Source organism: Shinella sp. 1A1 (genome assembly GCF_055379515.1).
Genome location: NZ_AP039671.1, coordinates 1,810,574 through 1,832,022, shown reverse-complemented (window position 1 = coordinate 1,832,022; position 21,449 = coordinate 1,810,574). Strand labels below are relative to the sequence as shown.

Here is a 21,449-nt window from a genome sequence, read left to right as displayed (position 1 = left end):
GTTTTCGTTCCGGCCGCATCAAATAAGGAGAAAGACATGCTGCAGGGCGCCCGTCCCGGACGCGCCATCCATGTCCTTGTCGCAACGCCCGTCGGCGCGACAGGGCAGGGCGGTATCGACAGGATCATGGCCTCGCTGAAGCATGAGCTCGATCGGCGCGGGCCGGGGGATATCCGCGTGCGCTTCCTTGCTACCAGGGGCAGCGGCCATATCGCCCTGTCCCTGCTGCATACAATTGCTTTCTGCGCCAGGATGCTCGCCGCGCGGCTGCGCGGAAAGATCGATGTCGTGCACATCAACCTGGCGAGCCATGGCAGCACCTACCGCAAGCTCGTCATCTCCGGATGGGCGGCGATGCTGGGCGTTCCCTATGTGCTTCACCTGCACGGCGGCGGATACATGCGCTTCTGGCCGGAGGCGGACACGCTGCTCAGCCGCCGGATCGGCGCGATGTTTCGCAAGGCCGCCGGCGTGATCGTGCTTGGAAAAGTCTGGCGGGATTTCGTTCTCCGCAAAGTGCCGCAGGCGGAAGGCCGCGTCGTCATCCTGCCGAATGCCACGGAAACGCCCTCCCTGCCGCACAAGGGCGGTGGGGACAAGGTTCATATCGTCTTTCTTGGCAGGATCGAGAAGGACAAGGGCACGCCGGAGCTTTGCGAAGCGCTTGGTCTCATGGCCGATCTACCGGGCTGGCGTGCGACGATTGCCGGAGCCGGCGAGTTAGAGGCACTGCGCGCTCGATTGAAGGAACTCAGCCTTGAAGGCCGGGTGGCGGTGCCGGGATGGCAAGGCGCGGCGGATGTCGCACGGTTGCTGTCGGAGGCGGACATCCTGACGCTTCCCTCCTTCGTGGAAAATCAGCCGATCTCGATTATCGAAGGCATGGCGGCGGGGCTCGCCGTTGTGGCGACGCCGGTCGGCGCGGTGGAGGATATCGTCAGCGACGGCGAAACGGGCCTCCTCGTGCCGCCGGGCGACGTGCCGGCACTGAGGAGCGCACTGTCGCGGCTGGTCGAGGAGCCGGAATTGCGAAGAAGAATGGGAGAAGCGGGCAAGGCGCGGCATCGGGCCAGCCTCGACGTCGTGCCCTTTGCCGATGCGTTGTGCGATATCTGGCGGGCGGCCGCCGAAAGCAGGGTGGAAAAGCGATGAAACCTCTCGATATCCTGCGCGGTCTTTATGTCCGCAGCCCGCCGTTCGTGCGCCAGGCGGCCAAGCCGCTGGTGGCGCTGGTGCCGACCAGCCTGAAATTCGGCAATACCTATGCCCGTGAACGCGCGCGCATCGCGCGGGCGGCCGGCGATCCGCATTTTGCGCATGAGCAGCATCTGGCTTCGTTGCGGGCGCTGATCGCCAAGGCGCATGACGGCAGCCCTTTCTATCGGGCGCTTATCGACAAGGCTTTCGGGCCGGATTTCGACGCCTCGGCCTTCATGCCGGCGGATTTGCGCCGTCTGCCCGTTCTCGGAAAAGACCAATTGAGAGAAGCCGGGGAAACGGCGCTTGCGGTGCCGCGTTGGCAACTGGACAAGGCCGAGACCAGCGGGTCGAACCTTGCGCCGCCCTTCACCTTCTTCCTCGACAAGGATCGCAGTCCGCGGGAGATGGCTTTCGTCTACGACGTATGGTCCCGCGCGGGCTTCAGCGAGAAGGATGCGCGGGCGAGCCTTCGCGGTTTTCATCTCGAGGGAGGCGAGACCAGTCTTCATGACTGGGACCCGGCTCTGCGCGAACTGAAGCTGGCGGTCTTTCCGATGGGAACCGCTGAGGTTTCCGCCTATCTCGACGAGATCGACCGCCGGAAAATCCGGTTTCTCTATGGATACCCGTCGGCGATCGAGCTTCTTTGTCGCCGCATGCGGCAACTCGGGCGGACGCCGCGCGCTGGTATCGCCGGCATATTGCCGATTTCCGAGCCGCTTTACGATCACCAGCGCGCCCTGATCCGCAGCGTATTGGGCGATGTCGCCTTCGGCGTCTTCTATGGCCTCAGCGAAAAGACGGCCTTCGCCGCCGAAGTGCCGGGCGAGGACGGGCTTTACGAGTTCAATCCTCTCTACGGGGTAGCCGAACTGGTGGATGAAAAGGGAGAACCCGTCACGGAGCCCGGTCGCGAAGGACGCATCGTCGGCACCGGCTTCCTTTCGACGGGGATGCCGTTCATCCGCTACGATACGGGCGATTTCGGCCGGCTCGTAGAGATGCCCACACCCGGTAACGGGCAGCGGCTGCGCATCCGGGCGCTGGCGCCCCGACGCAAGCCGGACTTCCTGATTTCCTTCGACGGGCAGCGGGTGGTGACAGTCGATCTTACGCCGGAAGATCCTGCGCTCTTCGAAGGCATCGCGGAAATTCAGTTCTATCAGGATGCACCGGGCGAAGTCCTGATCCGATATATCCTCGACCGCGAAGGCTCCCCTTCGGATATCGAGCGATTGCGTCTGTACCTCACAGAGAAATGCCGGGGCACGCTTGCCTTTCGGCTGGAGGCGGTCTCCCGGCTCGTCGTCGGACGTGGTGGAAAGCGGACTTTCGTCGACCAGAGGCTGGATATCACGCGCTATTGAGGCGCAAGACCCAGCGCCTGCATCAGCTCCCTGTCCGGGATCGCCGGTCCCTTTGGTTCGATGACCGTCATGCCATGGGGGTTGGAATATTCCCAGATGGACCACGCAATGCCGTTCTCCTCCGCCGTCTCGCGCACGAGGCGCAGGTAATGCAGCCTGTCGGTGTCATAGGCACCGGAGCGGCCGTCGGCGGTCATCCGGATCACTCCGAACTCACCCATGAAAAGCCGCGACGGTGGAAGGACATGGCGCTTGGCCCAATCGACCGCCTCGCCGATGCGTGCCTTCAGCATCGCATCGTCCCAGTTCTCCCTGAAATAGGTGTCGATCCGCTCATCTGCCTTGGCAAGAGACACGATCTGCTTGAGCCGGCTGAGGCCTGCCGCCTGCATCCGGGCCGAAAGCCGCTGGCGCACGCGCTCGGCCGAATTGCCGCGCGCCGGCCACGGCAGGCCTGAGAAGAAGCCCTCGGGATCCTCGGCTCGCTGGTGGGTAAACTCATGCGGGTCGTACATGTGGAAGCTGTAGAGGACATTGGCATCGTCGAAGCTCGGGTCGAGATCGGTGAGACCGGTAATGCTGCCGCCGCAAGCGCCCGTCGCGATAATGGTGAGATCGGCGCTGACGGAGCGGATGTCGGCGACGGTGCCGGCCATGATCCGCTGCCAGTCTTCCGTCCCGCCGGTATCGCAGGGATAATAGGCGGGCTCGTTGTAGGGTTCGAACGCCACCTTGTCCGTTCCGATATCCGCAAGCATCGCGGCGACCGTCCTTACCATGGCCCGATAGCGCTTCACGCCTTCGCTGTCGGCTCCGCCATCGACGACTTCCATGCCGTAGGCCGGCACCTGGCTGACGGCGTGCAGGTTGAAGACGACGGCAAGACCACCTCCCGTCACCTGTCGCACGGCGCGGGAGAGCACGTCGAGCGCTTCCTTGCGCGATGCATCGTCGCCGGCGAGGAGGGGCCCCGGATCGACGGTCAGGCGCACGAAGTCGAAACCGAGCGCCCGGATACGAACGAAGGGATCGCCCTTCGGCCAGTCAGAAAGGGGGCGCTCAGCGGACAACCATTGTTCCACGGTGCGGTAGGGCGGGCGGCGGTAGGTGCGGTCATCGTTGACAGGAGACCAGTTGAGCCATTCGTGCAGGCCGACGCCGCGGGCAAGCCGCAAGGGCGCCGCCTGGACGACCATGGCTGTCATCAGCACACCGAGCAGCGCGGCAATCAGCCTCATGCGGGGCAACTCCCAGCTTGAATTGGATGTTAACCCGATTGGTGTAGAGCAGAACCGCTTGTCCCGAAAGGTTGGCGGACCGCAAATGCCGAAGCGGCATGGCGGATATCCGTCGGCCTCCCGTTGGTTTCAGGCGACGACAGGAGACCCCATGCCCGACATGCTGCGCCCCTTGGCGCCCGGTGTGCAGCCGGCCGCCGAGCCCATGACCTTCGCGGGAACGGTCGGCCTGTTCACGGCGGCGCAGGGCGTCGCCCGGCCTCTTTGCGTGCTCTTCGCCAGCCCCTGGGGGCTTGAGGAAATGTGCACGCGAAAATTCCGGCGCATCCTGTGCGAGCGACTGGCCGGAGAGGGTATTGCAAGCCTGCGCTTCGACTATCCCGACACTGGCGACGCGCTGGATGGCACGGTCTTCGGGCCCGGGATGGAAACCTGGGTGGAGGCACTGCTTGCCGCCGCGCATCTTCTGTTGGAACGCTCGGGATGCGCGCGTTTGGCGATCGTTGCCGAAGGAATCGGAGCGGCGGTCGCGAGCCTTGCGGCCGACCGGCTGGCGGACCTTGAGGGGATCGCCTTCCTCGCTCCCGTCATTTCCGGTCGTGTGCATCTGCGCGAACTGTCGGTCTATTCCCGCCTGATCGACGACAAGCTCGGGCTGAAGAAGGGCACGGAGACCGCTCTCGAGGTCGCGGGGCTGACCCTGCCACAGGAGATCGCGGCGGGCCTGCGCGGCGTCGACCTGATGAAGCTGGAGAAGGCTCCGGTGCGTAACCTTGCCGTCTTTACCCGCGACAATCGTCCAGACGATGCAGCCTTCGCCGCGCATCTTCGCGGGCTTGGCGCGACTGTGCTCGAGGCGCCCTTCGAAGGTTTTGAAAGTCTCACGTCCAATCCGACGCTCGCCGTGGTGCCCGAGCCGGTCGTTGCCGGCCTCGTGTCCTGGGCGGCAAGCCTTGCTTCCCGAGATCCCGCATTGTCGCCGCCGCCCGCGCGGGTGTGGGCGGCAAGCCACCGCGGCGAGGGTTATGTCGAGACGGCCACGCGGCTCGGCCGTGGCGAGCGGATGTTCGGCATCCTTTGCTCCCCCTCGGAATCACATGCGCAGGAACGCCCGGCGGTGCTGTTCCTGTCATCCGGCTATGACAGGTCGGCCGGCTGGGGGCGCTCGACGGTGGAATTCGCCCGTGCGCTTGCCAGGGAAGGTATCGCTTCCCTGCGGTTCGATTGTGCCAATGTTGCTGATAGCCCGCCGGCAAAAGGATTTGCCGGGCAGGTGCTTTACCATGCGGTTCAGGTCGAGGACGTCCGGGAAGCCTTGGACTTCCTCGCTGCGGCCGGAATGGCGTCGGTCGTCGTCGCGGGGCGCTGCAGCGGCGCCTATCTCGGCCTTCAGGCAGCCGTGGACGATCCGCGGATCGTCGGTGTTGTGGCGGTCAATCCGATCGTCTTCCGCTGGAAGAAGGGGCGCTCGGTCGATGAGGCGCTGGAAAATCCGGTCCAGACGCTGGAGCACTACGGCCGGCGCCTTGCCGAGATGGACACGCTACGGCGTGTCCTGAGGGGCGAGATCGACGTCATGCGCAAGGGGCGGGAGGTCATCGGGCGGCTCGCCGTGCGTGCGGCACGGCCGCTGACACGGATTTTCGGTGGTGTTTCGCCGCGCGAACGCGGCGTGTTCTCGGATTTCCGTGTGCTGCGGGGCCGGGACGTTCCGGTCGCCCTTCTTTTCGGCACCGGCGAGCTGGGGCTCGAGGAACTGGCGCTGTTCTTCGGCAAGGATGCCACCGGGCTCCGGCGCTTCGGGAATGTGCGCCTTTCGATCGTTCCCGATACCGACCATAATTTCACGCCGGCCCATGCCCGCGCGCACTACCTCGACGCCATCCGGTCGCTGGCTTCCCGTTAAAGCCCATGCTTGACCACGGAGCGCAACCGCCCGAGGACCCGGTAGAACAGCGACAGGGGAAGCGGGAAGGGTCGGCGCGTGACGGCGGCTTTCCTGACATAGCGGTCGATGCGCCAGGTCGCCCAGCTGCCCGCGCGGAAATAGGCGACGTCTCCGACGGCCAGGGTGCGGGCGCTGCCGTCCTCGGCGGTCACATGAACCTCGCCTTCGAGAATCACGACCATTTCATCCCAGCCGAAGAACCAGCGAAACTCGCCGGCCGTGCAATCCCAGACCACCGTCGAGGCGCATTTGTCCGCCGGCTGGGAGTGGAAGGCGGCGCGGGCGACCGGGTTGCCGGACAGTATCCAGTCGGGATTGATCGGCCGTGACACCATCGGCAAGGTATCGGGACCAGCGGCGACGAAGGTGTCCGGCTCCGGACGCATCGGTGCGTAGCCCCTGTAGAGGGAAGTTGCGATCGCTGCGGTCGCGGTAACAAATTGCCAGTTCATCGAAACTCCATCCATCTTTGCCGGGCGGAGGATAGCGCGTGGGAATCAGCAATCGGTTGAAGGGAAAGCTAAGATTTTAACGGCTTCGTCCGTGCACGCGGCTGCCGTTTCGCCTTGCGCTTGCCATGCCCCGGGATAACGCCATATTGCGGCTAGGACGAATGGAGGTTTTGGCATGAGCTATGATGCGATCAGGCGGCCGGAAGAGGTTGTCGGCTATTGGTGCGAGACCCTGACGGCGAAGGACTGGTGGCAGGGGACGCCGGAGCTCGATGGGCGGGTGCGCGAGCAGTTCGCCGCCACGCATCTTGCCCTTTCCCGCGAGGTTTCGCCGGAATGGCGGGCGAGCCCCGAGGCGCGGCTTGCGGCGATCATCGTGCTCGACCAGTTTCCCCGCAACATGTATCGCGCCTCGCCGATGGCCTTCGCCACGGACTGGATCGCCCGACGCGAGGCGCGGCTCGCGCTGGAGGCGGGGGCCGATAAGCTGGTGGACTATGGCCGCCGGCATTTCTTCTACATGCCCTTCGAACATTCCGAGGACCTTGCCGACCAGGACCTCTGCGTTTCGCTGTTCGAGGCGCATGGCGACGAGATGTATCTCGACTATGCGGTGCGGCATCGGGACGTCATTGCGGAATATGGTCGCTTCCCCCACCGCAATGCCTTCCTCGGGCGGGTCTCGACCCATCATGAGGAGGCTTATCTCGCGGAGCCGGGTGCCGGATTCTAGCACCGGTTTAAAATGGCCGCATTCATGGCTAGAAGAGTGCGGAATCGCATGATCGCGATGCGTCGTTCTTTCAGCGAGGGGCCTTTGCCTATACTCCGCCTTCTCTCCATGTTTTTCGTGGTGCTGCTGCTTGCGGTTTCGCCTGTCTCCGCGCAGACGGCGGCCGCGCCCGCCGCCGATGCCACGACGCAGTTGCAGCAGGCGAGCGCCGATCTCGACAAGGCCGGCGAGCAGCTCGCCTCCATTCGCGAGCGGGTCGAGAAGTTCAAGGATGACGATACGCGCCTCGTCGACCTGAAGGTCGAGGTCGAGGCGCTGAACCGGTCGATCATCGCCATATCCGTCGCGACGCGGCCGCGGCTGGAGGCGATCAAGGCGCGCCAGACGGAGCTTGGCGATCCGCCGGCCGAAGGCGCGCCGGCCGAGGCGGATGTCGTCGTCGCCGAGCGCAAGAAACTGGCGGCCGAGCGCAACGAGATCAATGCGCTGACCGGGGAGGCGGAGAACCTTTCCATCGAGGCGACGAAGCTCTCCAACCGCGTCACCGAGATCCGCCGGCAGCTCTTCACCGATGCGATCCTCAAGCGCACCGAAATCAGCTCCACGCTCTTTACCGAAGCCTCCGGCGCCCTTGCCGACGAGACGCAGACGCTTCGCCGCACGGCCACCGCCTGGACGCAGTTCGTCTGGAAATACAAACGCATGCAGCTTCTGGGCGCCGTCACCCTGTCGCTGCTTGCTGCGCTCATCCTGCTTTCCGGCAGCTACCGGCTGTTCTCGCCCTATATCACGCGTGCCGCCCGGCAGGAGAAGCCGCACTATATTACCCGCCTTTCCGTCGCCTTCTGGTCGACGGTGCTGCCGACGACGGCGGCCGGCGCCTTCGCGGGGGCCAGCTACTTCTTCCTTGACGCGTTCAAGGTGCTGCGGAGCGATATCGCGCCGCTGGTCGCAGTGGCGCTCGGCGTGACGGTCGCCATCTATTTCGTCGCGCAGCTCGCCAATGCGGTGCTGTCGCCGGGCGACGGCCACTGGCGGCTGGTGCGGGTTTCCGACCGGGGTGCCCGGCTTCTCTGGCTGCTGATCTTCGGCATGGCCATCGTCAACGGCGCGGATTTCTTCCTCGGCACGATCAGCGAGGTGCTCGGCTCGCCGGTGGTTCTGACGGTGGTGAAGAGCTTCTTCGCCTCCATCGTCATCGGCGCCCTGCTGGTGGTGACTGCCTTCATCAAGCCGGTGCTGCGGCAGGGTGAAATGCCCGGCTCGCAGGGGCGGCCCTGGCCGCGCTCGATCTTCGTTTTCCTGATCCTGATCGGCCTCGGCCTCATCTTCTCGGCGCTGCTCGGCTATGTCGGCATGGCCCGGTTCGTCGCCACCCAGATCGTCGTGACGGGCGCGGTGGTGGTGACGATGTATATCGGCTTCCTGTCCGGCCGCGCCGTTTCCGGGCCCAACGCCTTCGCGGAAACGGCGGTCGGCAAGCGGATGGAAGAGCGCTTCGGCCTCAGCCAGGTCGCGCTCGACCAGATCGGGCTTGCGGCGGGGCTGGCGATCTACCTGCTGCTCTTCGTCTTCTTCGTACCGCTCATCCTGCTGCAATGGGGCTTCCAGGTCGCGGACATCGAATCCTGGACCTATCGCATCTTCACGGAAATCCGCATCGGCACGATCACCATCTCGCTGATCGGCATCCTCGCGGGCATCCTGCTGTTCGTCATCGGCCTCGTCGTCACGCGCTGGTTCCAGAAATGGGTGGACGGCAATGTGCTGGCGCGCAGCCAGGTCGATGCCGGCGTGCGCAACTCGGTTCGCACGGCCGTCGGCTATGCGGGTGTGGCGCTGGCCGGTCTCATCGGCATCTCGGCGGCGGGCATCAACCTTTCCAGCCTCGCGCTCGTCGCCGGCGCCCTCTCGCTCGGTATCGGTTTCGGCCTCCAGAACATCGTGTCGAATTTCGTCTCGGGCCTCATCCTCCTGGCCGAGCGGCCCTTCAAGGTGGGGGACTGGGTGGTGGCCGGGACGACGGAAGGCTTCGTGCGCCGCATCTCGGTGCGCGCCACGGAGATCGAGACCTTCCAGCGCCAGACGGTCATCGTGCCGAATTCCGTGCTGATCAACGGGCAGGTCGGCAACTGGACGCATCGCAACAAGCTCGGCCGCGTGGAGGTGGCGATCAGCGTGCATGGCGGCAACGATCCTCATCGCGTGCAGGCGGTCCTGACCGAGGTGGTGCGGGCGCAGCAGGGGCTGCTGCGCAATCCCGAGCCCGTGGTCGTGTTCCAGGCGTTTTCCGCCGCGACGCTGGATTTCGAGATCCGCGCCTTTCTTGCGGATATTCTCAACGGCACGGGCGTCAAGTCGGAGCTACGGGCGGCCATTCTTGAGCGACTGCGCGCGGAAGGCATTGCCATCGGCGCACCGGCCGCGCCGGAAGTGCCGGTCAAGATTTCGAAGGAGGGGGCCGAGCTCATCTCCGCGCTTCTCGACCAGGCGACGGAAAAGGTTCGCCCCGCGCCGGCCCGGCGCCGCGGCAAGCCTGACGGAGAGGCGCCGCCGGCCTGAGACAGCTTGCCCGATTTCCGGCACATGAACGCCGCATTCACGCTGCATTCAGCACTTGCCCCATAAAACACATGCAAATCCGATCGGGGAACGGTAGTGTTCCCTCGGGCTTGAACAGGGGCGGCGCTCGGCGCCGGGCAAAAATGAAGCGAATGATCATGATGCTGCTTGTGTCGGCTGCGATGTCCGCTCCGGCCGTGGCTGCCTCCGTGACCAACAAGGATGCCGATACGCAGGTGCTCGTGGTCGTCGAAGGCGGCAGCCGCATGGAAATCGCGCTGGAGCCCGGCGCGACCGAGACGATCTGCCCCTCCGGCTGCTTCGTCACCCTGCCGAACGGCGACCGCATCGCGCTCAATGGCGGCGAGAATGTCGAGATCGAGGGCGGGGCCGCCTCGGTCAAGTAAACCCGGAATCCCGATTTCATGACGACGGCGCGGAAGAAGAACCGCGCCGTTTTACTTTATACGGAAGGTTGGTCCGGGTGTTGGGCCAATTCTGCTTCCCCGTGTTTTCATGCCTTCTGAATTTAACGCTTTCGCAAAGGGTTGCCGTTACGCCTTAAGCTGGGGAAAATCCATATTATGAAGGCATATCATGGCGTTTATCGGCATTTCCGGAATGCAATATTCCGGCGCGTCTCTTTCGCATCATCGTATTCTTGTTGCCGAAGACTCCAATGTCTTCACGTCCATGATCTCCAAGCGGCTGAAGGAGCTTCTCGGCCTCGATGTCGAGATCTGCCGCAGCTTCGAGGAACTGGAACTGGCCTATGACAAGTCCAGCGAGAAGATCACGCTGGCGATCTCCAATATCAACCTGCCGGGCGCCGAGAACGGCGAGGCGCTGAACTATCTGGTCGATCTTTCCATTCCGACGATCGTCTTCACCGGCACGTTCCAGCAGGCGACGCGCGACCAGCTCCTGTCGAAGGAAATCGTCGACTACATCATCAAGGACAATGTCTTCGCGGTCGACATGCTGGCCGAGTCCGTCTGCCGGTTCCTGACCAATCACCAGCACCATGTGCTGATCGTCGACGACAGCGCGACGGCGCGGGCGCTGCTTTCGACGCGCCTCAAGCGTTACAATTTCCGCGTCAGCACGGCGGAGAACGGGGCAAGCGCGCTGGCGCTGCTGAAAGCCAATTCCGATATCGGCCTGATGATCACCGACTACAACATGCCGGATATCGACGGCTTCGAGCTGACGCGGCGCATTCGCGGCACGGTAGGATCGCACCAGCTGCGCATCATCGGCATCTCGTCCTCGACGGACCGGCTGCTCTCCGCCCGCTTCCTGAAGGCCGGCGGCAACGATTTCATCATGCGCCCCTTCATCGACGAGGAATTCTACTGCCGCGTCAACCAGAACCTCGATACCCTCGCGCAGATCCGGTCGGCGCAGCTCAAATTGGCGAGCTGACCGGCGCGCAGGCCATATTCACCCAAGACTGTCCTCACGTTACGTGAGATATTTCCCGGCGAGTTAACCACTTGGTAAAACCGCTGGTTTGTAATGCGGCCCAACGGGAGCAATACGGGGTATTGGACGAGGTGGGAGTGGAACCGAATTCGCAGCGGGGACCTGCATTTCTGCGCCATTCCGGCCAGCAGGTGCTGCTCGTGGAGGATTCGCGCATGTTCTCCACGGCGCTGAAATACCGCCTGGAGACCGAGCTCGGCCTTTCCGTTACGCATTGCCCCAGCATGGCGGCGGTGCGGGCGATCTTCCAGTCGGAAGCGCCGGAATTCGCGCTTGCCGTGCTCGACCTCAACCTGCCCGACGCGCCCAATTGCGAAGCGCTCGACTACGTGATCTCCAAGGGCATCGCGCCGCTGGTCTTCACCGGCTCCTTCAGCGATACGACGCGTGACGCCATCCTGGCCAAGAACGTGCTCGACTATGTCGTCAAGGACAGTCCGGCAGCCATGCAGCAGCTCGTGCTCGCGGTCGACCGCATCCTGACGAGCGGCAAGACGCAGGTTCTCATCGTCGATTCCGAGCCGGAAAGCCTGCAGCAGCAGGTGAGCCTCATCGCCAAGCAGCGTTTCCAGATCGTGGCGGTCGAAACCGGGGCGGCGGCGCTGGAAGCGCTCGACAGCTATGGCGGCATCGATCTCGTCGTCACGGATCTCGATCTCTCCGACATGGACGGCTTCACGCTGCTGCAGGAAATTCGCAAGCGGCACGGGGACGATACCGTGCGTGTCGTGGGGCTCGCGAAGTCGGAGGACCGGATGGTCGCGGCGCGCTTCCTGCGGGCGGGCGGCGACGAATATATCCAGAAGCCGTTCCTGGTCGAAGAGTTCAACAGCCGCATCTTCCATGTGGCCGCCATCCAGAAGCGCGTGCAGTCGCTCCATCGCATCGCCGCGCGCGACTACCTGACGGACATCTACAATCGCCGCTATTTCTTCGAGGCCGGCCCGCGGCTCGTCGACCAGGCGCTGCGGCGCGGCGAGCAGATGTCCATCGCCATCCTCGACATCGACCATTTCAAGCGCCTCAACGACACCTACGGCCATGAGGTCGGCGACGTCGTGCTGAAGGCCGTGTCGCGCCGCCTCAAGCACCGGGTCGGCGACCGTCATCTTCTCGCGCGCCTCGGCGGCGAGGAGTTCGGCATCATCTTCCACGGGCTGGGGCTCGAGGAGGCGCTCGATTATTGCGAGCGGCTGCGCACGGAGCTTGCCGCCCAGCCGATCAGCGCGGATGGCGAGCCGCTGACGATCACCGTCTCGGCCGGCCTTGCCGCCATTTCCGTGCGGGAAACCTTCGACAACTATCTCAACGCCGCCGACCAGTTCCTCTACATGGCCAAGCATGCCGGGCGGAACCGCGTCTTCTCCGAACTGTCGCTGATGAACGCGCTCGCCAGCTGACCCCGCCTTCGAGGCGGGGCGCTTTGACCAGCTGACTTTTCGCATGTCGTTATCGCAAAGCCGCTGCACACTTTTGCGCGACATGCTTCAGGTCAGCGCGCGATGGCCGAAAGGGTCAGCTTGCGCTCGGCGCGCTCCTGCTGGGGCGAGCGGTTGTAGAGTTCGCGATAACACTTGGAGAAGTGCGAGGCGGAGACGAAGCCGCAGGCGACCGCCACTTCCACCACCGGCATGGACGACTGAACGAGCAGGTGGCGCGCGCGGTCGAGCCTGATCTCGAGATAGTAGCGGGCGGGCGAGCGGCCCATTTCCTGGCGGAAGAGCCGTTCGATCTGGCGGCGCGACAGGTCGGCGCCGTCGGCGATATCGAGCAGGGAGAGGGGCTCGGAGAGGTTCTTCTCCATCAACTCGATGATCGACAGCACCTTGGCGTTCTGTACGCCGAGGCGGGCGCGCAGCGGCAGGCGCTGGCGGTCGTGCGGGCCGCGCACGCGGTCGGTCAGGGCCTGCTCGCAGACGCGGTTGACGAGGTTCTCGCCGAAATCCTCGTCGATGAGGTTCAGCATCATGTCGAGCGAGGCGGTGCCGCCGGCGCAGGTATAGATATTGCCGTCGATCTCGTAGAGGTCGGCATAGACGTCGGCCTGCGGGAAGGCCTCGGCGAAGCCCGGCAGGTTCTCCCAGTGGATCGCACAGCGCTTGCCCGCGAGCAGGCCCGCCTGGGCCAGCACATGGGCGCCGGTACAGAGCGACCCGACGGCGACGCCGCGATTATAGACCTCGCGCAGCCAGGCATTGACCGACTTGTTGTTGAAATCCTCGACATAGACGCCGGAACAGACCAGCACCATGGAGGGGCGGTTCTCGCCTCCGAGATGCTTGCGCTCGTCGGCGAGCGAGGAGTTCACCTCGATGCCGATGCCGGCGGAGGACAGCACCTGCTGGCCGTCGCTGGAGGCGAGGCGCCAGCTATAGGCCTCGTAGCCGAGCATGCGGTTGGCGATGCGCAGCGTCTCGATCGCCGCCGAAAAGGGCAGCATGGAGAAGTTGGGCACGAGGAAGAAAACGAGAGAGCGCTTCTTGACGTTTTGCTTGTTCATCGGTGTGTCCATGCTGATGGGGCGATGTCGCAATGGTCGCAGGCAGGTCCGGGATCGGATAGCATTTTTGCGACGTTGAAAAGGACGGATACGACTGCGACATCCTTCGTATCTCCGCAATGTCAACGTGTTCCGGCGGAATTATGACGATTGTCCAGTGATGGCGCATTTGCGACCAGCGCCTTCGCATCGTCGGATTGCGACAAGCCTCCCGGTGCTTCCCGCCTGTTTGACGAGGTCGTTTGACAAGGCTGGCGCGCTCGGCCAAAACGAGCCGGATTTTCAAGGATGACGCCGATGCTGCCAGACGGATATTCGGACGTGCCGGCGGGCAAGCTCGCGGCCGTCGTGACCTGCCTCGAAATGCGCGAGCCGCCGGACCGGCGCGCCGACCCGGGACAGCCGGGCATCACGCTGGAGCATGTCGAGCGGGCGGACCCGGCCTGGTACCGCGATCTCTACCGGCGGATCGGCACGGACTGGCTCTGGGCCTCCCGCCTCGTCCTTCCCGAAGACGACCTCGCCGCTATTCTCCATCATCCGGACGTGGAGGTCTACGCGGTGATGAAGGACGGGCATGCGGAGGGGCTGCTGGAACTCGACTTCAGGGAAGAGGGGATCTGTGAACTCGCCTTCTTCGGACTGACCGCCGCGGCTATCGGTCGGGGCACCGGCCGCTGGCTGATGAACCATGCGATCGCGCGGGCGTGGTCGCGGGAGGGGCATCCGCCCATCGGGCGCTTCTGGGTGCATACCTGTACGCTGGATTCGCCGCAGGCGCTCGACTTCTACATCCGCTCGGGCTTTTCGCCGGTGAAGCGCCAGATCGAGGTTTTCGACGATCCACGGCTGACCGGTGCATTGCCGGCGACGGTCGCGCCCGGGGTTCCGCTACTCTAGAATCAAAAACCGCCGGAGGGACTTTCGTCATCTCCGGCGGTATCGGGCGTCGTCTTCCTTCGGCATGTCGCCGTGACAGTCATCCGTCATCGTGTCGTCTTGTCCCATGCGCGAAAGCCGATGTCCTTGCGCAGGTCGAAGGGCAGGCTTTCCAGTTCGCGTTCGACGCGATGACGCTGCCAGGCCGAAGCGAGCCGGCCGGTGACGGTCCGCAGGAGGTGGACGAGGCTGCCGGACACCTGCACGCCTGATGCGCGCCGGACCGGACGATGTTCCAGTGCAATTGCCATTTTCAGGGTTCCTTTCGAGCTTGGGAGGTATCGAAAGGTCGCGACCTTGATCGTGACTATTCCGCAACCTCACGCATCAATCAAACGAATATAACTGATCGAACCGATCAACGGTCTTCATGCTTCGTGACGGCGGGCCAGTCGATGTCCTGCTTGAGGTAGTCCGGCAGTTGCGCCAGCTCCTCTGCCGTGTGGCGCGCAACGGCGCGCCGGCGGCGGGCCTCGATGGCCTCGCCCACGAAGCGCCGTATTGCGTAGTAGAATCCGTTTCCGCGGGCGAGCACGGCAAGATCGGCACCGTCGGTCAGCGACTTTTGCGTTTTCATGGCGTTTTCCTCACGTTCGTTTGCTTTGCAGGTTGACTATCCGCCCGTCTCGGTTTTCAATCAAACGAAATGAAGTGACGCTTTGCTTCAGATTTTCTGATCCATGGAGGCGACAATGAACCTTCTGATGCGCCAGACGCTCCCGCTGCTGGAACTCGATATCCTGAGGACCTTCGTGGCGATCGCCGAGACCGGAAACTTCACCACGGCCGCCGAAACGGTGCACCGGACCCCGTCCGCCGTTTCCATGCAGATCAAGAAGCTCGAGGAGCTTCTCGGCTGCACGCTCTTCCGCCGCGATGCCCGGTCGGTGGTGCTGACCCATCACGGCGAGGTGCTGCTTTCCTATGCCCGCCGGCTGATCGCCCTCAGCAACGAGGCCGTCTCGCGCTTCATGATGCCGGAAATGAACGGTGTCGTGCGGCTCGGCGCGCCGGACGATGTCGGCGAGCTCATCCTGCCGGAAGTGCTCAGGCGTTTTGCGGAAACCTATCCGTCGATTGCCGTCAACGTCTCGATCGAGACGAGCAGCAATCTGCGCCGCGCGGTCGCCGAGCGCCGGCTCGACCTTGCCATCTTCAACGCGACGGACGGCACGATCCCGATCCCCGGCGAGGTGCTGCTCAAGGAACAGCTCGTCTGGGCCGGCAAGAATTGCGGCAACGCGCATCTGAAGAACCCGCTGCCCGTCTCCGTCTGGGAGGAGGGCTGCATCTGGCGCGCGCGGGCGCTGGAGGAGCTGAGCCGCTCCGGCCGGGATTTCCGCGTCGCCTATTTCTGCGCCCATCACATGGGCCAGCGCGCCGCGATCCGGGCCGATCTCGCGGTCGCGCCGCTTGCCCGCTTCCTGGTGGGGGACGACATGGTGGCGCTCGGCGAGAAGGACGGCCTGCCGGACCTCGGCCATTATCTCATCGGCCTCGTCGTCAACGAGGAGGCCGAGGCGCCGGCGCAGGCCGTGGCCGACTATATCCGCGCGGCCTTCGCCCGCATGGAGCGCCGGCCGATGGACATGCTGCAGGTCGCCTGCTGAAGCCTGGCCTTCCTTTCGCGCGCGGCTACCAGATGCCGCGCGTGATGCCGTTCCACAGCCAGGTCCAGACCGGCGGGTGATACCATTGCCGCGAGGGCGCCTCGATCGTCCGGGGCATCAGGGTGCCGTTCACGGCATCCGTCAGCGCCGTAAGGATGATCCCCGTCGCCGCCGCCGTCTGCAGGAGCGGATAGGTGTGCATCGTGTCCCGTTTGCCGGGCTTCATCCGCTGCTGGTAGAGCACGCCGCCGGTATCGACGCCCGCATCGACGAGATGCACGGTCGTGCCGAAATTCGCCTCGTCCCCCAGCACGCGCGACCAGTAGCCGCCCTGCAGGCCGCGATATTGCGGATTGATGCCGGCATGGAGATTGAGCACGGGGCAGGAAATGGCCGCAAGCGTCTCCGCCTTCAACATGCGGCAACTGACGAGCAGCAGCGCTGCGGGCCGGATGCCGTCGAAGGCCTCCAGGAATTGCGGGCTGTTGGCGGAGGGAACGGCGATGCGTCGGACGGCCGGGTCGACCGAGGCGTCGGCGCCATGGGCCGCGAGGATTTCCCGGGCGCGGCCCTCGGTGAAGCGCTTGCCGAATTTCGAGACGGCCATGGTCGCGAACTGGCCGAGCGCCTGGAACCATCCGAGCGTCCTCGCCCTCCGCCGCAGAAAGAGCGATTTCGGCTCGGGCTGCTCCTCGATGACGACGAGGTTCGGGAAGGCGGCCTTGACGGCATTGACGACAATTTCGGGATTGGTGCCCGGCTGGATCAGCATGGCCACCATTTCCGTCCTCGCGTCGCGTTCCGTCATGTCCGTCATTCCATCGTTGCCTTCGGCGGCATGATGGCCGGGGTGCCTTAGGAAGCGGTAACCGCCGGCGGGATTCGCCGGGCAGGGCTAAGGATTGGTTAGTGCACTTTTTGCTTGCCGATCCCGTTTCCCTCCGGCGCGGGCTGGTCTAGATTTCCCTTCGATGTGATTCACGAGGAGAATCTTCCATGACCGCAAAGAATCTTGCCCGTCTCGGTGCCGTGTTTGCCGCGCTGCTGGTGCTCAGCGCCTGTGGGAATACGATCCGCGGCCTCGGCCGGGACACGGCGAACACCGTGGATGCGACCAAGGATGCCGGCCACCGCATCGCGCGCGCCGCGAACTGAGACGCCTGAGGGCAAGCTCCGACGCTGCCGGCCTCAAGGTGGCGGCGCTCGGGGATCGGTCATGACCGGCCCGGCGCATGAAGGGGATATGGTCCGGTGAGAACCCGCCATCCCGACAGCGAGGGCATCCGTGCGGTTCTCGAGCCGCACGGTCTTTTTTTGCGCGGTGTCGTGAATTTCGCCGATGGCGATGCGGCGCCGTTCCTTTCGGATGGGCGCCCCGCCGCAAGCGTGCTGCTTGTCGGCAATGTCGGCGGCTCGATCTGGCCGGCCTTTTCCCTCTGGCGCGCCGCGCAGTCGGATGATGGCGGCAGCGATCCGCTCGATGCCTGGTCGAAGGTGATCATCGGCGCCGTTGCGCTGTCGGCGGGGGCGACGGCTTGGTTTCCCTCCGATCCGCCATGGCAGCCATTCCAGCAATGGGCGATGCGCGCGGAGGGGCTGAAAGCCTCGCCGCTCGGCATCCTGATCCACCCGGTCTACGGTCTCTGGCACGGCTATCGCGGGGCGCTCGGTTTTTCCGTGCCGGTCGAGGGCGAGGCCTTGCCGCTGCGCCCGCATCCCTGCGAGCACTGTCCGGACAAGCCGTGCCTTGCAGCCTGTCCGGTCGGCGCTGTCCGTCCGGAGGCCTTCGACGTCGCCGCCTGCCGGTCGCATCTGCGCGGGCCGGAGGGGCCGGGTGGCTGCATGGTGCTCGGCTGTCTTGCCCGTGCGGCCTGTCCCGTCGGGGCGGATTATCGCTATTGCGATGCCCAGCTCCGCTTTCACATGGCGGCGCTCTCTCTTTGACCTTTCGGCGGGAATCGCCGCTAAATTCGCCGCATTGCCGGCGGAGCCAGAGGGCCATGCGAGCGCTTCTGTTTGTCCTTTTCCTGTTTCTCACGCCTGCCCTGTGGAGCGTTGCCATGGCCGAACCGCCGAAATGCGCCGCGATCGAGCATTTGTCCGGCCGCTACACCGTCTGCACCTTCGATCCCGCGAAGGAGACGATCCGTCTCTTCGGCACGCAGACGCTCGATGCGCGCGGCGCGACCTACGACCAGCTCAATACGCATCTCCTGCGCAACGGCCAGCATATGAGCTTTGCCATGAACGGCGGCATGTACCATCCGGACTACGGGCCGGTCGGCCTTCTGGTCGAGAACGACCGGGAGACGGGCGCGCTCAACAGGCAGGATGCCTTCGGCAATTTCTTCATGAAGCCGAACGGCGTCTTCTTCCTCGAGGACGGCAAGGCGGGCGTGATGGAAACGGAAGCCTATGCGAAGGCAGGGCTTTCCCCGCGGGAGGCGACGCAATCGGGGCCGATGCTGGTGTTCGACGGCAAGATCCATCCGCGCTTCCTGCCGGATGCCACGAGCCTGCAGATCCGCAACGGCGTCGGCATCCTGCCGGACGGGCGCGTCGCCTTCGCCATCTCGAACGACCGGGTGCGCTTCCACGACTTCGCGACGCTCTTCCGCGACCGGCTGCAATGCCGTAACGCGCTTTTCCTCGACGGCAGCATTTCCAGCCTCTACTCCCCGGAAATCCGGCGGCACGACCGCCGCGCCGTCATGGGCACGATCATCGCCGTCGTCAAGAATCTGCCCTGGTGAGAAAAAATTTGCAGCCGCGACCCAAGGATTGCGGTCCGGCGCACGTCTGAAAGGATAGTGCACGCAATCGGGATGGACCCGTGGAAACAGAACTCGTCGAAAAGGCGGCCTTGGGGGATCGGCAGGCGTTCGCCGCGCTGGTCGAGAGCCGCTATGATTTCATCCATGCCGTCGCCTGGCGATGGTGCGGCGACCGGCAGGATGCCGAGGACGTGGCGCAGGAGGTGTGCATACGCCTCGCAAGCGCCATCCGCGGCTTCAAGGGTGCGAGCCGCTTCGGCACGTGGCTTTATGCGGTGACGCTGAACGCCGCGCGCGACCAGATGCGCAAGCGGCGGCGGAGCGAGTGGCGCGACGCCGCCTATCTGCGCGAGCAGGCGGTGCTGGAAGGCGGTTCCGGCGACGACGGCGGCGAGGAGCTCTGGCAGGCCGTGCGCCGGCTTCCCGACAAGCAACGCGACGCCGTGCTGCTGATCTATGGCGAGGGGCTGAGCCATGCGGCGGCGGCCGATGTGCTCGGCTGCGCCGAAACGACGATTTCCTGGCATGTGCACGAGGCCCGCAAGCGCCTGAAGGTGCTGCTGCGCGACACGGCCGCGTGACGGAAGGACAGACGATGACCGATCTCGACCTCGACAGACTTTCCCGCCGCCGCCCGCCGGCCGCAAGCGCCGCCGCCCGCGCCGAAGCGCTCACTGCTGCCATGCAGGCTTTCGACGGCGCGGAAAAAAATGCGGATGCTCCCCAAGGTTCGGCGGATCGCGGGCGTCGAAGCTCCATCTTTAACCGGATATGGAGCCCCATCATGAACCGCAGACTTCTCGCCGGCTCGGCGCTTGCCACGCTGCTCGTCGTCCCCGTCGCCGGCCTCGTCACCTATGAGCTGGTGCGCAACGGCACGGTGCCGCTGACAAACGAGACCGGGATCGCCGCCAAGCCCGCCGATGCGGACCAGCGCGCCCGCAAGCCGGTCGAGGAGGCGGCGAAGGCCGAGGCCCGGGTCGCCGCGGAGGCGGATGCCAAGGCGAAGGCCACCGCCGATACGGCCGACGGCACGCTTGCGGCCGAGCCCGCGCCGCTTGCCGAAAGCCGCGAGGAGGAGGCCGTCGCCGCCATGCCGGAATCGTTTGCCGTCGGCGGGGCGGCGAACCTGCAGACGTTGAGCCGCATGGCCGTGCCGTCCTCGGACATTGTTGCCATGCCGATGCCGGTGGAGGATCGCGAGCGCTTCGCCTCCGCTGATCCCAATCCGGTGAAGAGCGTTGCGGCCGATCCGGTCTCCACCTTCTCGGCGGATGTCGACACGGCTTCCTATTCCTATGTGCGCCGGTCGCTGCTCGGCGGCAGCCTGCCGGATCCCGAGGCGGTGCGCGTCGAGGAGATGGTGAACTACTTCCCCTATGACTGGAAGGGGCCGGAGACGGCGGAAAAGCCGTTCAACGCCACCGTCACCGTCATGCCGACGCCGTGGAACACGGGTACCGAGCTCCTGCATATCGGCATCAAGGGGTTCAACACCGCTCCGGCGAAGCAGCCTTCGGCCAATCTCGTCTTCCTCATCGACGTTTCAGGCTCGATGGACGAGCCGGACAAGCTGCCGCTCCTGAAGAGTGCCTTCCGCCTCCTGGTCGGCAAGCTGAAGGACACCGATACGGTCTCCATCGTCACTTATGCGGGTGATGCCGGCGTCGTTCTGGAGCCGACGGCGGCAAAGGAGCGGCAGACGATCCTCGATGCCATCGACACTCTCCAGCCCGGCGGCTCGACGGCCGGCGTGGCGGGCATCGAAACGGCCTACAAGCTCGCCGAAAAGGCCTTCAGGAAGGAGGGCGTCAACCGCGTCATGCTGGCGACGGACGGCGACTTCAATGTCGGGCCGGCCAGCGACGAGGACCTGAAGCGCATCATCGAGGAGCGCCGCAAGAGCGGCATCTTCCTCTCCGTGCTGGGTTTCGGCCGCGGCAACTACAATGACGGCATGATGCAGACACTGGCGCAGAACGGCAACGGCACGGCCGCCTATATCGATACGCTCGCCGAGGCGCAGAAGGCGCTGGTGGAGGAGGCGGGGTCCTCGCTCTTCCCCATCGCCAAGGACGTCAAGTTCCAGATCGAGTTCAACCCGGCGCGCATCGCCGAATACCGCCTGATCGGCTACGAGACCCGTGTGCTCAACCGCGAGGATTTCAACAACGACAAGGTGGATGCCGGCGATATCGGCTCCGGCCACCGCGTCACCGCGATCTACGAGGTGACGCCGAAGGGCAGCCCCGCCGTGTTGAACGATCCGCTTCGCTACGGCGAGGGCGAGGCGGCCGCGACGCCGGCGGCGGAAAGCGGCGAGCTGGCCTTCCTCAAGATGCGCTGGAAGAAGCCGGATGGCGATACCAGTGAGCTCGCCACGATGCCGGTTACGGATGCCGATGCGATCGCCGACGTGAACGCCGCCTCCGCCGACGTCCGCTTCTCCGTTGCCGTCGCGGCCTTCGGGCAGAAGCTCAAGGGCGTCACGGCCCTGCAGGACTATGCCTATGGCTCGATCCTCGGCCTTGCGGAAGCCGCGCGCGGCAACGATCCGTTCGGCTATCGGGCGGAGTTCCTGAAGCTCGTGCAGCTTGCGCGGGGGCTTTCGGGCGAGACGGCGCAGTAGGACAGGCCGCCC

At 64.9% G+C, this 21,449-nt stretch carries 21 protein-coding genes; 15 read left to right on the top strand and 6 right to left on the bottom strand.

The genetic code is table 11. From position 1 onward, the window contains the following. Positions 1 to 36: 36 nt before the first annotated feature. Positions 37 to 1,152 (top strand): glycosyltransferase family 4 protein, encoded by a 1,116-nt coding sequence (locus ACZ48C_RS09165; protein WP_464780910.1) that lies wholly within the window; start codon positions 37 to 39, stop codon positions 1,150 to 1,152. Beyond that, on the top strand, positions 1,149 to 2,567 hold the full coding sequence (locus tag ACZ48C_RS09160) for a phenylacetate--CoA ligase family protein (RefSeq protein ID WP_464780909.1): 1,419 nt from the start codon (positions 1,149 to 1,151) through the stop codon (positions 2,565 to 2,567). The genes ACZ48C_RS09165 and ACZ48C_RS09160 overlap by 4 nt, the downstream gene beginning before the upstream one ends. Here ACZ48C_RS09160 and ACZ48C_RS09155 read toward each other — a convergent pair. After that, entirely contained in the window at positions 2,561 to 3,805 is a 1,245-nt protein-coding gene (locus ACZ48C_RS09155) for a glycoside hydrolase family 5 protein (RefSeq protein ID WP_464780908.1), read from the bottom strand. The genes ACZ48C_RS09160 and ACZ48C_RS09155 overlap by 7 nt on opposite strands. Here ACZ48C_RS09155 and ACZ48C_RS09150 point away from each other — a divergent pair. After that, the gene (locus ACZ48C_RS09150) at positions 3,762 to 5,711 is read left to right on the top strand and encodes an alpha/beta hydrolase (protein ID WP_464780907.1); all 1,950 of its coding nucleotides are present in this window, start codon (positions 3,762 to 3,764) and stop codon (positions 5,709 to 5,711) included. The genes ACZ48C_RS09155 and ACZ48C_RS09150 overlap by 44 nt on opposite strands. On the opposite strand, the gene ACZ48C_RS09145 is transcribed toward ACZ48C_RS09150, so the two are convergent. Further along, a complete protein-coding gene (locus ACZ48C_RS09145; RefSeq protein WP_119256082.1) occupies positions 5,708 to 6,205 on the bottom strand; it encodes a cupin domain-containing protein in 498 nt (165 codons plus the stop codon). The two genes, ACZ48C_RS09150 and ACZ48C_RS09145, sit on opposite strands and share 4 nt — an antisense overlap. A 175-nt stretch (positions 6,206 to 6,380) precedes the next feature. Between ACZ48C_RS09145 and ACZ48C_RS09140 the strand changes: the two genes are divergently transcribed. The 5 genes from ACZ48C_RS09140 to ACZ48C_RS09120 all read left to right on the top strand — a co-directional run bounded on the left by ACZ48C_RS09140 (position 6,381) and on the right by ACZ48C_RS09120 (position 12,385). Then, on the top strand, positions 6,381 to 6,938 hold the full coding sequence (locus ACZ48C_RS09140; RefSeq protein WP_318912292.1) for a DUF924 family protein: 558 nt from the start codon (positions 6,381 to 6,383) through the stop codon (positions 6,936 to 6,938). A gap of 84 nt (positions 6,939 to 7,022) precedes the next feature. Next, positions 7,023 to 9,500, top strand: coding sequence for a mechanosensitive ion channel family protein (locus ACZ48C_RS09135; protein WP_464780906.1), 2,478 nt, complete (start codon positions 7,023 to 7,025; stop codon positions 9,498 to 9,500). A gap of 158 nt (positions 9,501 to 9,658) precedes the next feature. Beyond that, complete coding sequence (locus ACZ48C_RS09130) at positions 9,659 to 9,907, top strand: hypothetical protein (RefSeq protein WP_413251131.1); 249 nt, start codon at positions 9,659 to 9,661, stop codon at positions 9,905 to 9,907. A 190-nt stretch (positions 9,908 to 10,097) separates the two neighbouring features. Next, the gene (locus ACZ48C_RS09125; protein ID WP_464780905.1) at positions 10,098 to 10,925 is read left to right on the top strand and encodes a response regulator; all 828 of its coding nucleotides are present in this window, start codon (positions 10,098 to 10,100) and stop codon (positions 10,923 to 10,925) included. Positions 10,926 to 11,062: 137 nt separating this feature from the next. Beyond that, positions 11,063 to 12,385, top strand: a complete 1,323-nt coding sequence (locus ACZ48C_RS09120) for a GGDEF domain-containing response regulator (RefSeq protein ID WP_318912287.1) — start codon at positions 11,063 to 11,065, stop codon at positions 12,383 to 12,385. Between the two features lie 92 nt (positions 12,386 to 12,477). On the opposite strand, the gene ACZ48C_RS09115 is transcribed toward ACZ48C_RS09120, so the two are convergent. Continuing rightward, complete coding sequence (locus ACZ48C_RS09115) at positions 12,478 to 13,485, bottom strand: GlxA family transcriptional regulator (protein ID WP_119256086.1); 1,008 nt, start codon at positions 13,483 to 13,485, stop codon at positions 12,478 to 12,480. A gap of 297 nt (positions 13,486 to 13,782) precedes the next feature. On the opposite strand from ACZ48C_RS09115, the gene ACZ48C_RS09110 reads away from it, so the two are divergent. Beyond that, positions 13,783 to 14,385 (top strand): GNAT family N-acetyltransferase, encoded by a 603-nt coding sequence (locus ACZ48C_RS09110; protein WP_464780904.1) that lies wholly within the window; start codon positions 13,783 to 13,785, stop codon positions 14,383 to 14,385. A gap of 86 nt (positions 14,386 to 14,471) precedes the next feature. Here the strand turns inward: ACZ48C_RS09110 and ACZ48C_RS09105 are convergent, their stop codons facing one another. Then, complete coding sequence (locus ACZ48C_RS09105) at positions 14,472 to 14,675, bottom strand: hypothetical protein (RefSeq protein WP_464780903.1); 204 nt, start codon at positions 14,673 to 14,675, stop codon at positions 14,472 to 14,474. Positions 14,676 to 14,782: 107 nt separating this feature from the next. Next, entirely contained in the window at positions 14,783 to 15,001 is a 219-nt protein-coding gene (locus ACZ48C_RS09100; protein WP_318912280.1) for a hypothetical protein, read from the bottom strand. Between the two features lie 115 nt (positions 15,002 to 15,116). Here ACZ48C_RS09100 and ACZ48C_RS09095 point away from each other — a divergent pair, with 115 nt between their 5' ends. Next, the gene (locus tag ACZ48C_RS09095) at positions 15,117 to 16,034 is read left to right on the top strand and encodes a LysR family transcriptional regulator (RefSeq protein WP_119256089.1); all 918 of its coding nucleotides are present in this window, start codon (positions 15,117 to 15,119) and stop codon (positions 16,032 to 16,034) included. Positions 16,035 to 16,059: 25 nt separating this feature from the next. Here the strand turns inward: ACZ48C_RS09095 and ACZ48C_RS09090 are convergent, their stop codons facing one another. Next, positions 16,060 to 16,842 carry a formyl transferase gene (locus tag ACZ48C_RS09090; protein WP_464780902.1) on the bottom strand — a complete coding sequence of 261 codons (783 nt, stop codon included), beginning with the start codon at positions 16,840 to 16,842 and terminating at the stop codon, positions 16,060 to 16,062. A 188-nt stretch (positions 16,843 to 17,030) separates the two neighbouring features. Here ACZ48C_RS09090 and ACZ48C_RS09085 point away from each other — a divergent pair, with 188 nt between their 5' ends. The 5 genes from ACZ48C_RS09085 (at position 17,031) to ACZ48C_RS09065 (ending at position 21,437) form a co-directional block, all read left to right on the top strand. Further along, positions 17,031 to 17,189: an entericidin domain-containing protein gene (locus ACZ48C_RS09085; protein ID WP_119256090.1), complete on the top strand. Its 159-nt coding sequence runs from the start codon at positions 17,031 to 17,033 to the stop codon at positions 17,187 to 17,189. A 96-nt stretch (positions 17,190 to 17,285) separates the two neighbouring features. Continuing rightward, positions 17,286 to 17,978 (top strand): ferredoxin, encoded by a 693-nt coding sequence (locus tag ACZ48C_RS09080; protein WP_464780901.1) that lies wholly within the window; start codon positions 17,286 to 17,288, stop codon positions 17,976 to 17,978. A 56-nt stretch (positions 17,979 to 18,034) separates the two neighbouring features. Beyond that, positions 18,035 to 18,787: a phosphodiester glycosidase family protein gene (locus ACZ48C_RS09075; RefSeq protein ID WP_464780900.1), complete on the top strand. Its 753-nt coding sequence runs from the start codon at positions 18,035 to 18,037 to the stop codon at positions 18,785 to 18,787. An 80-nt stretch (positions 18,788 to 18,867) separates the two neighbouring features. After that, positions 18,868 to 19,389, top strand: coding sequence for an RNA polymerase sigma factor (locus ACZ48C_RS09070; RefSeq protein WP_318912274.1), 522 nt, complete (start codon positions 18,868 to 18,870; stop codon positions 19,387 to 19,389). A gap of 14 nt (positions 19,390 to 19,403) precedes the next feature. Next, positions 19,404 to 21,437 (top strand): vWA domain-containing protein, encoded by a 2,034-nt coding sequence (locus ACZ48C_RS09065; RefSeq protein WP_464780899.1) that lies wholly within the window; start codon positions 19,404 to 19,406, stop codon positions 21,435 to 21,437. Positions 21,438 to 21,449 lie beyond the last annotated feature (12 nt).

Coding starts and splice junctions, on each gene's coding strand:
- ACZ48C_RS09115 (WP_119256086.1), bottom strand. CDS start 13,485: ATGAACAAGCAAAACGTCAAGAAGCGCTCTCTCGTTTTCTTCCTCGTG.
- ACZ48C_RS09155 (WP_464780908.1), bottom strand. CDS start 3,805: ATGAGGCTGATTGCCGCGCTGCTCGGTGTGCTGATGACAGCCATGGTC.
- ACZ48C_RS09110 (WP_464780904.1), top strand. CDS start 13,783: ATGCTGCCAGACGGATATTCGGACGTGCCGGCGGGCAAGCTCGCGGCC.
- ACZ48C_RS09165 (WP_464780910.1), top strand. CDS start 37: ATGCTGCAGGGCGCCCGTCCCGGACGCGCCATCCATGTCCTTGTCGCA.
- ACZ48C_RS09095 (WP_119256089.1), top strand. CDS start 15,117: ATGAACCTTCTGATGCGCCAGACGCTCCCGCTGCTGGAACTCGATATC.
- ACZ48C_RS09085 (WP_119256090.1), top strand. CDS start 17,031: ATGACCGCAAAGAATCTTGCCCGTCTCGGTGCCGTGTTTGCCGCGCTG.
- ACZ48C_RS09065 (WP_464780899.1), top strand. CDS start 19,404: ATGACCGATCTCGACCTCGACAGACTTTCCCGCCGCCGCCCGCCGGCC.
- ACZ48C_RS09075 (WP_464780900.1), top strand. CDS start 18,035: ATGCGAGCGCTTCTGTTTGTCCTTTTCCTGTTTCTCACGCCTGCCCTG.
- ACZ48C_RS09140 (WP_318912292.1), top strand. CDS start 6,381: ATGAGCTATGATGCGATCAGGCGGCCGGAAGAGGTTGTCGGCTATTGG.
- ACZ48C_RS09150 (WP_464780907.1), top strand. CDS start 3,762: ATGGCTGTCATCAGCACACCGAGCAGCGCGGCAATCAGCCTCATGCGG.
- ACZ48C_RS09105 (WP_464780903.1), bottom strand. CDS start 14,675: ATGGCAATTGCACTGGAACATCGTCCGGTCCGGCGCGCATCAGGCGTG.
- ACZ48C_RS09125 (WP_464780905.1), top strand. CDS start 10,098: ATGGCGTTTATCGGCATTTCCGGAATGCAATATTCCGGCGCGTCTCTT.
- ACZ48C_RS09145 (WP_119256082.1), bottom strand. CDS start 6,205: ATGAACTGGCAATTTGTTACCGCGACCGCAGCGATCGCAACTTCCCTC.
- ACZ48C_RS09100 (WP_318912280.1), bottom strand. CDS start 15,001: ATGAAAACGCAAAAGTCGCTGACCGACGGTGCCGATCTTGCCGTGCTC.
- ACZ48C_RS09160 (WP_464780909.1), top strand. CDS start 1,149: ATGAAACCTCTCGATATCCTGCGCGGTCTTTATGTCCGCAGCCCGCCG.
- ACZ48C_RS09130 (WP_413251131.1), top strand. CDS start 9,659: ATGATGCTGCTTGTGTCGGCTGCGATGTCCGCTCCGGCCGTGGCTGCC.
- ACZ48C_RS09090 (WP_464780902.1), bottom strand. CDS start 16,842: ATGACGGAACGCGACGCGAGGACGGAAATGGTGGCCATGCTGATCCAG.